General features: G+C 68.4%; 11 protein-coding genes. 2 read left to right on the top strand and 9 right to left on the bottom strand.

Annotation, left to right across the window (positions count from 1 at the left end):
- Window positions 1–956, bottom strand: a 956-nt coding sequence (locus AC3XYG_RS37755) for an NAD(P)/FAD-dependent oxidoreductase (protein WP_489145046.1), incomplete at its 3' end; no start/stop codon positions are given.
- A 240-nt stretch (window positions 957–1,196) separates the two neighbouring features.
- On the opposite strand from AC3XYG_RS37755, the gene AC3XYG_RS37750 reads away from it, so the two are divergent.
- Complete coding sequence (locus tag AC3XYG_RS37750; RefSeq protein WP_489145045.1) at window positions 1,197–1,583, top strand: hypothetical protein; 387 nt, start codon at window positions 1,197–1,199, stop codon at window positions 1,581–1,583.
- A gap of 170 nt (window positions 1,584–1,753) precedes the next feature.
- Here the strand turns inward: AC3XYG_RS37750 and AC3XYG_RS37745 are convergent, their stop codons facing one another.
- From AC3XYG_RS37745 to AC3XYG_RS37720, 6 genes are all read right to left on the bottom strand, one after another.
- Complete coding sequence (locus AC3XYG_RS37745; RefSeq protein WP_489145044.1) at window positions 1,754–3,274, bottom strand: ABC transporter substrate-binding protein; 1,521 nt, start codon at window positions 3,272–3,274, stop codon at window positions 1,754–1,756.
- Complete coding sequence (locus AC3XYG_RS37740; protein WP_489145043.1) at window positions 3,271–4,290, bottom strand: ABC transporter ATP-binding protein; 1,020 nt, start codon at window positions 4,288–4,290, stop codon at window positions 3,271–3,273. Before AC3XYG_RS37740 ends, AC3XYG_RS37745 begins: the two co-directional genes overlap by 4 nt.
- Window positions 4,287–5,279, bottom strand: a complete 993-nt coding sequence (locus tag AC3XYG_RS37735; protein WP_489145042.1) for an ABC transporter ATP-binding protein — start codon at window positions 5,277–5,279, stop codon at window positions 4,287–4,289. The genes AC3XYG_RS37740 and AC3XYG_RS37735 overlap by 4 nt, the downstream gene beginning before the upstream one ends.
- Window positions 5,276–6,121 (bottom strand): ABC transporter permease, encoded by an 846-nt coding sequence (locus AC3XYG_RS37730; RefSeq protein WP_489145041.1) that lies wholly within the window; start codon window positions 6,119–6,121, stop codon window positions 5,276–5,278. The genes AC3XYG_RS37735 and AC3XYG_RS37730 overlap by 4 nt, the downstream gene beginning before the upstream one ends.
- The gene (locus AC3XYG_RS37725) at window positions 6,118–7,056 is read right to left on the bottom strand and encodes an ABC transporter permease (protein ID WP_489145040.1); all 939 of its coding nucleotides are present in this window, start codon (window positions 7,054–7,056) and stop codon (window positions 6,118–6,120) included. Before AC3XYG_RS37725 ends, AC3XYG_RS37730 begins: the two co-directional genes overlap by 4 nt.
- A 62-nt stretch (window positions 7,057–7,118) precedes the next feature.
- Window positions 7,119–8,009, bottom strand: a complete 891-nt coding sequence (locus AC3XYG_RS37720) for a proline iminopeptidase-family hydrolase (RefSeq protein WP_489145039.1) — start codon at window positions 8,007–8,009, stop codon at window positions 7,119–7,121.
- Window positions 8,010–8,231: 222 nt separating this feature from the next.
- On the opposite strand from AC3XYG_RS37720, the gene AC3XYG_RS37715 reads away from it, so the two are divergent.
- A complete protein-coding gene (locus AC3XYG_RS37715) occupies window positions 8,232–9,137 on the top strand; it encodes an SMP-30/gluconolactonase/LRE family protein (RefSeq protein ID WP_489145038.1) in 906 nt (301 codons plus the stop codon).
- Window positions 9,138–9,164: 27 nt separating this feature from the next.
- Here AC3XYG_RS37715 and AC3XYG_RS37710 read toward each other — a convergent pair whose 3' ends face one another.
- Complete coding sequence (locus AC3XYG_RS37710) at window positions 9,165–9,866, bottom strand: SDR family NAD(P)-dependent oxidoreductase (RefSeq protein WP_489145037.1); 702 nt, start codon at window positions 9,864–9,866, stop codon at window positions 9,165–9,167.
- 39 nt (window positions 9,867–9,905) lie between these two features.
- Window positions 9,906–10,659, bottom strand: a 754-nt coding sequence (locus tag AC3XYG_RS37705; protein ID WP_489145036.1) for a GMC family oxidoreductase, incomplete at its 5' end; no start/stop codon positions are given.

Below are 10,659 nucleotides of genomic sequence, written 5' to 3'. Positions count from 1 at the left end.
GGCAGCCACCCGACGGCGGAGTAGCCGTCACGCGGGATGGCGCGGATGCCCAGGCGCACCGCCTCCGGCGCCACAGGGCCGATCTCGGGCAGGATGGCGCGGGCGCGCTTCATCAGCTCCAGCGCCTGCGGCATGTCGGGGCTCGGCCGCGGCGCCGCATCCGGGGCGATCTCGGCATCGTTCAGGCAGACCAGCAGGCGGCCCGCGCCATCGGGCCGGATGTGGCAGTCCGGCGCCTGCAAAACCCGATCCAGCCCGGTCGCGACCGGCGGGGTGAACACCAGAAGGCCGAGGGTCGGCGCCAGCGGCAGCCGCAGCTTCCCGAAGGCCGGGTCATCGGCCCAGCGGCCGGTGCAGTTGACGACGATGTCGGCGCCATGGGCGACCCCGTCCGCCGTGGTCACGCCGGTGACCTTGCCCGACCGCGTCTCGATCCCGGTGACCGCGGCCCCGGCGATCACCCGGGCACCCAACCGGCGCGCCGCGGCCAGCATGGCGTGGGCGTAGACGACGGGGTCGACCCAGCCCTCGTCCGGATACCAGGCCACCGGCGCGTCGCCGATGGCGGCAGGGTCGATGTCCGGCGCCAGCTCACGCAGCTGCTGCGGCCCGATCCATTCGGCGGCATAGCCCCAGCCCTGCAGCCGTTCGACCCGCTGCCGCTGCTTCTCCCGCCCCGCCTCATTGGTCCATTCCAGACAGCCGCGATCATGCAGCCAGGGCGTGGCCGGGAATTCGTCGCGCAGGGCCGCATGCGCCGCCATGCCGGCGACGTTGAGGTCGTGATACGGCCGCGGCGCCTTGTCGTGCGAATTGGTCCAGGCAAAGCTGGTGCCGGAGGTGCCGGCCCCGATCCGCGTCGCCTCCAGCACCGTGACCAATACCCCCGCCTGCGCCAGCCACCATGCCACCGAGGCGCCGACCGCGCCCGCGCCGATCACGATCACCGATGCCATCTTGTCCCGCCTGCTTCCGGTTCAGCGATGCTGTTGCCGAAATTGACATAGGCCGCCATCGCCGCCGCCTCCAGGATTTCCAGCGTCATCACCAACGGATTTCTCCCAGCGTCATCCCCCGATTCCTGGGGTATTGAGCGGCCATCTCCAGATCCCGGACAATCCAGCCAGGTCCTCTCTGGCTCTTTACAGGGCAAAGACTCAATGGAGAGGCCGGATCTGTTGAAGGATGAAAGCATCATGACGCGCGTTTTGACGCGACACATCTGCGCGGCGACGATTCTCGTCTCGCTGTTGCCTGTCGCCGCCCAGGCCTGCGATGCCAGCGGCCGGTGGACGGCCGTCCAGTCGAACGGGGCCAGGGTCTATTTCGATCTGAGCCAGAACGGGTCGGAGCTGGAAGGGACCGCCTACTCACCCGGCATCGGCAATGGAAACGTGAGCGGCTCGCTTCGGGGCGAGACCATCGATTTCGACATCTATTGGCCCAATGGCAGCGTCGGCGCCTATAGCGGCCGGGTGGGCGGGGACGGCCGCATCCATCACGGCTTCACCCATGACCGGCGAACCCCCGGCAGCCGCGCCTCCTGGTACAGCACGTCGCCGCTGGATTGCAGCGACGAGTAGGCGGCTTGTCGATCAGGGGGACGTAGCAACCTTTTTTAACGTGGGATCTGTCAACCCTCACCACAATTGTCATGCCCGGACTTGATCCGAGCATCCAGAGACTGTCGACATCCTCTGGATTGCCGGGTCAAGCCCGGCAATGACAATGGAGTGGGATCCAGGCAGCTCCCTCAGTTCTTCTTTACGTCCTCAAGAAAGAACCGGCCCAGCGGGGTCTCGCCGAAGCCTTCGATGTTCTTGCGCGAGACGGTGAGGTAGGGGCTGTAATACAGGTCGATCCAGTTGACGTCCGCCTTGGCCATCTTCTGCAGGTCGACATACATCGCCTCGCGCTTGGCCGGGTCGGTCTCGACCCGGGCCTTGGCCACCAGCGCCACCACCGCGTCGTTCTTGTAGCGGGTGTAGTAGTTCAGGTTGGCGTCATAGCCGAGGACGAAGGTGGTCTTCTGGTCGGGGTCGATGATGTCGTTCGTCCAGTAATTCATTGCCAGGTCGTAGTCGCCGGCGACCACCGTGTCCCAGCTCTGGCTCGAATCCACCTTCTGCAGGTTGACGGTGATGCCGACCTTGGCCAGCTGCTGCTGCACCAGCACCGAGACCTGCTCGTCCACCGTGTCGCCGGTCTGCACGAGATAGCTCAGGGTGACGGTGTCGACCCCCGCCTGCTTCAGCAGCGCCTTGGCCTTTTCCGGGTCATAGGGGCGCGCGCCGTTGTCGTCGGTGTGATACAGCGCGCCCTTGGGGATGTAGGAATTGGCCACGCTGCCGACGCCGAAGGTCACGGTGTCGACGATCGATTTCTTGTCGATGGCATAGTCGATCGCCTCGCGCACCTCGAGCTTGTCGAGCGGCGGGTGCGAATGGTTGATCAGCAGGTGGTCCTCGCGGGTCGAGGGATCCTTATGCATCGTCAGGTTCGGGTCCTTCTCCAGCTCCGCCACCTTGGCGAAGGGCACGAAGATGGCGCTGTCGACCTCGCCGGCCTGGACCTTCAGCATCCGGGTGTTGTCGTCCGGGATCGACAGCCATTCGACGCCGTCGAGGCTGACCTGGTCGGCCTGCCAGAAATTGGGGTTCTTCTTCAGCACCACCTTCTCGCCGCGGTCCCATTCCTCCATCGTGAAGGCGCCGGAGCCGATCGGCTTTTCGGCGAAGGCGTCCTCGCCCATCGACGTCACGATCTTCTGCGGCAGCACCGCGACGCCCGGCAGCGCCATGCTGGCCAGGAACGGCGTCGCCGGCTGGGTCAGCGTCACCACCAGGGTGTGGTCGTCCTTGGCCTCGGCGGTCTTGATCACCTTGTAGTTGTCGGCGATCAGCGACCCCGGATTGTCCCGGGCGCGCAGCAGCGAGAAGGCGGCATCGGCCGCGGTGACCGGGCTGCCATCGGAGAATTTCGCGTCGCGCAGCTTGAAGGTGTAGACCGTGCCGTCAGCCGACTCGGTCCAGCTTTCGGCCAGGCCGGGCACCAGCTTGGTGCCGTCCTTGCTGACCCGGACCAGCACGTCATAGACATTCGAGAACACCCAGTAGTCGACATTCTGCGAGGTCTTGATCGGGTCGAAGGTGGTGCAGTCCTCGCGCCGGGCGATGGTCAGGATCCCCCCGGCCTCGGCCATGGCGCCGCCGGCGACCAGCGCCGCCAGGAACGCCGCCGAGGCGACGGCGAGATGTCTTCTGCTTCGGATCATTGGTGAGCCTCCTGTTTTTCGCCCCCGTCTCGGGACCGGACGGGGATTGCGGGATAGAGATGACAGGCCGTGAAGCGGCCCTCGGCCGGCCGCAACGCCGGCGGCAGCCCGGTGCTGCACTGCGGCAGCGCGAAGCTGCAGCGCGGATGAAAGGCGCAGCCCGGCGGCAGGTCGATCGGGCTGGGCGGTTCGCCGCCCAGCAGCTCCGCCGGCAGCCGCCGGTCGGGGTCGATCTCCGGGATCGCCCGGACCAGCGCCTGGGTGTAGGGGTGCTTCGGCGCGGCGAACACCGTCTCCGCCGCCCCCTCCTCCACGATCCGGCCGAGATACATCACCGCCACCCGGTCGCACAGCCGGCGGACCACGGCCAGGTCATGGGCGATGAAGATCAGCGCCAGGTTCATCCGCGCCTTCAGCTCGATCAGCAGGTTGATGATCTGCGCCTGGATCGACACGTCGAGGGCGGCGACGCATTCATCGGCGATGATCAGCTTCGGCTCGACCGCGAGCGCCCGGGCGATGCCGACGCGCTGGCACTGGCCGCCGGACAGTTCGGCCGGGCGGCGCGCCGCATGCTCCGGCCGCAGCCCGACCATGGTCAGCAGTTCCGCCACCCGCGCGGCGATGCGCTCGCGCGGCACCTTGCGGTGGACGCGCAGCACCTCGGCCACCGCTTCGCCGACGCTCATCCGCGGGTTCAGCGCGCCATAGGGGTCCTGGAAGATCATCGCCGTCTCGCGGCGCAGCTTGGCCAGCCCGTTGCCGCCCGTCGCCAGGTCGGCGCCGTCGAAGCGGATGGCGCCGCCGGTGCTGGGGCCGAGGCGCAGGATGGCACGGCCGAGCGTGGACTTGCCGCAGCCGGATTCGCCGACGATGCCAAGGGCCTCGCCCGGCGCCAGCGTGAAGGACACGCCGTTGACCGCCTGGACCAGCCGCGGCGGCCGGCCGGGCAACGGCAGGCCACCGGCGCGGAAATGCACTTCGAGGTCCTGGACGTCGAGCAGGTCCGTATTCATGCCGCGTCCCCCAGGATGCGGTGGCAGGCGGCCATGTGGCCGGGCGCCGGCCAGGACGGCTCCGGCCGGTCCGTCGTACAGCGGTCGACCGCCCGGTCGCAGCGCGGGTGGAAGCGGCAGCCGGACGGCAAATCGGCCAGGGAGGGCGGCTGGCCGGGGATGAAGGGCAGCAGTTGGCCGGTGTTCCCGCCGATGGCTTGGGATGCCGACGGCTGGCAGGCGATCAGCCGCGCCGTGTAGGGGTGCCGGGGCGCCGACAGCACCGCGCGCTTGGTGCCGGTCTCGCAGAGCGTGCCGCCATACATCACGGCAATGCGGTCGCAGGCCTGGGCCACCACGCCGAGATCATGGGTGATCAGCACGATGGCCAGGCCGCGCCGGTCGCGCAGGTCGAGCAGCAGCCGCAGGATCTGCGCCTGCACGGTGACGTCGAGTGCCGTGGTCGGCTCGTCCGCGATCAGCACCTCCGGGTCGCAGGCCAGGGCGGTGGCGATCATCGCCCGCTGCCGCATGCCGCCGGAGAACTCGTGCGGGTAGCTGCCGGCCCGCCGCTCCGGATCGGGGATGCCGACCTGGCGCAGCAGGTCGACCGCCGCCGCCCGCGCCTCCCGCCGCGACGCGCCGCGGTGCAGGCGGATGCCCTCGGCGATCTGGTCGCCGATCCGCATGACAGGGTCGAGATGGCTGGACGGGTTCTGGAAGATCATGCCGATCTCGCGCCCGCGGACGCGGCGTAGCGCCTCCTGGTCCAGCCCCGCCAAGTCGCGGCCCTTCAGCAGCACGGCGCCGCCGGTGATGCGCAGGGATCCCGGCAGCAAGCCGATCAGGGCGCGGCAGGTCACGCTCTTGCCCGAACCGCTCTCGCCGACCAGCCCCATCACCTCGCCAGCCGCCAGGGCGAAGGAGACGCCGTCGACGATCGTGCTCTCCGCCCCGTCATGGCGGACGCTGACCGAGAGGTCGCGGACATCGAGCAAAGGCGCGGTCATTCCCGCACCCCCAGCCATTCGCCCAGCCCGTCGCCGAGCAGGCTGAAGCCGAGCGCGATCACGGCCAGGGCGACGCCGGGGAAGGCGGCGATCCACCAGGCGCGGATGATGAAGTTTTGGCTTTCCGCCACCATCAGCCCCCATTCCGCGGTTGGCGGCTGCACCCCGAGGCCGAGATAGCTGATCGAGGCGCCGAGCAGCATGGTCAGCACCACATCCGACATCGAGAACACGATCGAGCTGACGATGGCGTTCGGCAGGATGTGCCGGGCCATGATCCGGATGTGGCCATAGCCCAGGCTGCGCGCGGCGGTGACGAAGTCGCTGGCCTTCAATATGAGCACCTGGGCCCGCACCAGCCGGGCATAGGACACCCAGCCGACCAGGGCCAGGGCGATGTAGAAGCTGACCAGGCCGGGGCCGAGGATGGCGATGATCGCCAGCATCAGCACCAGGAAGGGGAAGGCCAGGACAATGTCGACGATGCGCATCACCAGCACGTCGACCCAGCCGCCGAAATAGCCGGAGACGCAGCCGATGGCGGTGCCGAAGACGAAGGGAACCAGCACGCCGATCGCGCCCATCAGCAGGTCGATCCGGGTGCCCCAGATCAGCCGGGACAGCACGTCGCGGCCGAAATTGTCGGTGCCGAGCGGATGGTCCAGCCCGGGCGGCAGCAGGGCGTTGGCCGTGTCCTGCGCGATCGGGTCGTAGGGCGCGATCAGCGGCGCCAGCAGCGCCGCCAGGATGAAGCAGCCGACGATGGCGGCACCCCACCACATCGCCCCGGGCAGCCTGGGCAGGCGCAGCCGGGCGGCAGGCGTGCCGGCGACGGCGCTCACAGCTTCACCCGCGGGTCGATGGCGACGGTCAGGATGTCGGCCAGGAAGTTGACGGCGACGCTGGCCAGGGCGAAGGCCATCGCCACGCCCTGCACCACCATGTAGTCGCGGGTGAAGATGCCCCGCACCAGCAGCTGGCCCATGCCGGGGATCGAGAACACGTTCTCGATGATCACGGTGCCGCCGATCAGCCAGCCGATGTTGACGGCCAGCAGGTTGATGGTCGGCACGATGGCGTTGGGCACGACATGGCGCCAGAACACCATGCCTTCGGGCAGGCCGCGCGCCCGGGCGGCGGTGGCCTGGTCGGAGCGCAGCTCGGCGATCATCCCGGCCCGCAGCGTCCGGGTCAGCACCGCCGACAGGGCCAGGGCGATGGTCAGCCAGGGCAGCACCAGGTGATGTAACCGGTCCACCCAGTCGTCGCCATAGCCGGCCACCGGGAACAGGCCGAGCGTGACGCTGAACAGGATGATCAGCATGATCGCCAGCCAGAAGGACGGAAGTCCTAATCCGATGGTGGAGACCACGCGGATGACATGGTCGGCCAGCCGGCCGCGGCGCCGGGCGGCGATGGCGGCGAAGGGCACGGCGATCAGCAGCGACAGCAGCACGCTGCCGAAGACCAGGAAGAAGGTCGGCGCGACCCGCTCGACGATCAGGCCCAGCACCGGGACCTTGTACAGGATCGACCGGCCCATCTCGCCATGCGACAGGTTCTGCAGGAAGTAGACATATTGCGTCCACAGCGGCTCATCGAGGCCGAACTGGGCGCGGATCCGGGCGATCGCGTCGGGCGTGGCCTTGAAGCCCAGCAGCACCCGCGCCGGGTCGCCGGGGATCGAGCGCACCAGCACGAAGGTGATGATGCTGATCCCGAACAAGACCGGGATCAGCTGCAGCGGCCGGGTCAGGACGAAGCGGAAGCGATGCATCAGCGGTCAGCCTCGGCGAAGGGGCATCGGGACCCAGGCTGCACCGCGGGGACAGCCCGGCATCAGGCGCCCCGGTTCTTGTCGAGGAAGTCGAGCAGCACGGGGTAATAGGCGTGCGGCTCCTCATAGAACGGCATGTGGCTGGAATTCGGGAAGACGTGCAGCCGGGCGTTCGGCAGGGCCAGCTTCATGCGCAGGGCGCAGGCCGGCGTCAGCTCGTCATGCTCGCCGCAGGTGATGAGGACGGGCACCTCGATCCGGTGCATGTCCGGCAGCCGGTTCCAGTCCTTCAGATTGCCGGTGTAAAGGAACTCGTTCGGCCCCTGGATCGTGCCGTAGGGCCCCATGTTCCAGTCGTCGAGCGAGCGCTTGACCGGTGCCGGCCAATGGTCGAGCCGGCAAACATGGCGGTGGTTCAGGATGGTGATCGCCGCCTGGTACACCGGGTGGTCCAGCGTATCCTCGGCCTCGTGCCGCTGCATCATCGCCACGGTCTCGGGCCCCAGCGCCGCGCGCAGCCGCTCCAGCTCGCCGATCAGGTGCGGGATGTCGGCGGCGGTGTCCTCCAGGATCACCGTCTTCAGCGCTTCCGGATGGGTCAGCGCGTATTCGACGCTGAGCCAGCCGCCCCAGGAATGGCCGAGCAGATGGACCCGGCCGAGGCCCAGCACCTGCCGCACCGTCTCAACCTCCTCGACATAGCGGGTGATGGTCCAGAAGGCCGGATCGGTCGGCCGGTCGGAGGCGCCGGTGCCGAGCTGGTCGAAGGCGACGACGCGATAGCCCTGGTCGATCAGGCAGGAATGCGCGTCGCGCAGGTAGTCGCAGGGCAGCCCGGGCCCGCCATTGAGGCACAGCACCGTCTCCGGCCCCGAGCCGAAGCTGTAGGCCACGACCTTATGGCCATCGACACGAATCTCGTCCCGCCGGTCCGGCGCGATCTCCCGCCACATCCTGCCTGCCCCGTCTTTTCTTTTCGCAATCGCGAAACGCTAGACTGATCGGACAAATCAGACAAGACAGCCGACGGCGGATGGCCATAACCTTTTGGCATCCGATCCAGAGCGTCCACCGACGGGCTCCACCACATTTTTTCTGTCATCGAAAGCCCTCTGCCACCGAAGCGTTGCTGCGGCCGCGTTCTCGCCCGCTCACATCATCGATAGGAGGCAAATTTGAGAAAATGGCTCGGCCTGCTGCTCGCGGCCTGCACATTTTCGCCGGCCCTGGCGGACGGCGTCACGGTGATCAACGCCGACGCCCACTATCCCGAGGGACCCGTCTGGTACCAGGGCAAGCTCTATTACATCGAGTATGACCGCAACACGGTCGATGCCTGGGACGGCAGGCAAAACAGCGTCGTCTGGCAGTCCAAGGGCTGCGGCCAGTCCGCCGTGCTGAACACGGCGAAGGGCGATTTCGTCACCACCTGCTACGACAACGGCACCATCGGCCGGTTCACCGCGGACGGGAAGACACTGCCGCCCTATAGCCACGACAAGGACGGCAACACCTTCGTCGGCCCCAACGACCTGGCCCCCGACGGCAAGGGCGGCATCTATTTCACCGCTTCGGGCGACCAGGGGCCGGTGATCGACGGCAAGGTCTTCTACATCGCCCCGGACGGCACGATCACGCAGGAGGCCGTGGACCTGCACAACGCCAACGGCCTCGCCGTGTCGAACGACGGCCAGATCTTCTATGTCGTGGAGACCGAGGACAACCGGCTGCTGCAGTTCAAGGTCGGCCCCGACGGCTCGCTCTCGGACCGGCGCGTCTTCCTCAATCTCGACGACCTGACCGGCCACGTCACCCATATCTGGCCGGACGGGGTCAAGATCGACGCCAAGGGCGAGATCTATATCGGCCAGAGCCCGCGCGACGTGAAGGCCCCGCTGGCCGGGGAGATCTTCGTCGTCGACGCCGGCGGCAAGAGCCTGCGGACGATCATGCTGCCGTCGCCACAGGTGCCGAACTTCGCCTTCGGCCCTGACGACAAGACCCTCTACGTCACCGGCGTCGACCAGATCGACGCTTCACCGTATCGCGGCAAGGTCTACGCCGTGCCCAACGGCGGCTGAGGCCCGTGGCCGGTCATGGCCCCGATGTCATGACCGGCCGTAGACCGGAACCACGGCACCGCGGGTGACCTGGTTGGCCGGCGAGGCCAGGAACAGGATGGTCGCGGCCACCTGATCCACCGTCGGCCAGGCGGCGTGATCGGCCTTGGGCATGGCGGCGCGGTTGGCTGGCGTGTCCATGATCGAGGGCGCCACGGCGTTGACCAGGACGCCCTGCCCCGCCACTTCCTGCGCCAGGGCGACGGTCAGCGCCGCCAGCCCCGCCTTGGCCGCGGTGTAAGCCACCATGCCGGCCCCCTGGCGCCACTCCAGCGCCGGCCGTGCCGCGACGTTGACGATGCGGCCGCCGGCAGCGCCGCGCCCGATCGCTGCCACCGCGGCGCGGCAGCACAGGAAGCCGGTGACCAGGTTGGTGTCGAGCTGCTGCTGCAGCATCGCCTTGCCGGTCTCGGCGATCGGCGCCATGGCGAAGCCGCCGGCGACATGGATCGACGCCCAGAGCGAGGGCAGTGCCGCGTAGAAGGAGTCGACCGCGACCTCGTCGGTCAGATCGGGGACCGGCGCCAGCACCACCCGGTCATGGCCGCGATGGGCGAAACGGCGCGAATCCGCGAGGTCGCGCACCGGGATGTGGCAGGTGGCGCCGGCCTCCAGCAGCAGCCCGACCACGGCCGAGCCGAGCGCGCCGGTGCCGCCGGTGACCACCACGTGACGATCCTGGAATTCCATGGGGGTCTCCTCGAAAAGGGTTGGATTGCGCTTGCCCGATCACGCCGACCGGCGATCTTCCAAGATCATCGCCGAGGCCTTTTCGGCGATCATGATGGTCGGCGAATTGGTGTTGCCGGAGGTGATGGTCGGCATGATCGAGGCATCGACCACGCGCAATCCCGCCAGCCCGTGCACCCGCAGCCGCTCATCGACCACCGCCAGCGGGTCATGGCCCATCTTGCAGGTGCCGACCGGGTGGAAGATGGTGGTGGCGATGCGGCCCGCTGCCTCGGCCAGATCGGCCTCGTCCACCACCGCCGGGCCGGGCAGCATCTCTTCCGGCCGATACCGCGCCAAGGCGGGCGCCGCGGCGATCTCCCGGGTCAGCCGGATCGCCTTGATCGCGACATGGCGGTCGGCCTCCTCCGACAGATAGTTCGGCCGGATCGCCGGCGACGCGGTCGGGTCCGGGCTCTTGATCCGGACCGAGCCGCGGCTGTGCGGCCGCAGGTTGCAGACCGAGGCGGTGAAGGCGGGATAGGCGTGCAGTGGCTCGCCGAACCGGTCGAGGCTGAGCGGCTGGACATGGTATTCGAGGTCCGGTGTCTCCTGCGCCGGGTCGCTGCGGGCGAAGGCGCCGAGCTGGCTGGGCGCCATGCTGAGCGGGCCGCTGCGGAACATCGCGTATTCCAGCCCCATACCGATCTTGCCCAGCAGCCGGCCGGCCCGTTCGTTCAGGGTCGGCACCCCGGTCACCTTGTAGATCAGCCGCAGTTGCAGATGGTCCTGCAGGTTCTCGCCCACCCCCGGC

It is taken from the genome of Inquilinus sp. (genome assembly GCF_057815775.1).
This window is presented reverse-complemented; position numbering and strand designations above follow the sequence as displayed.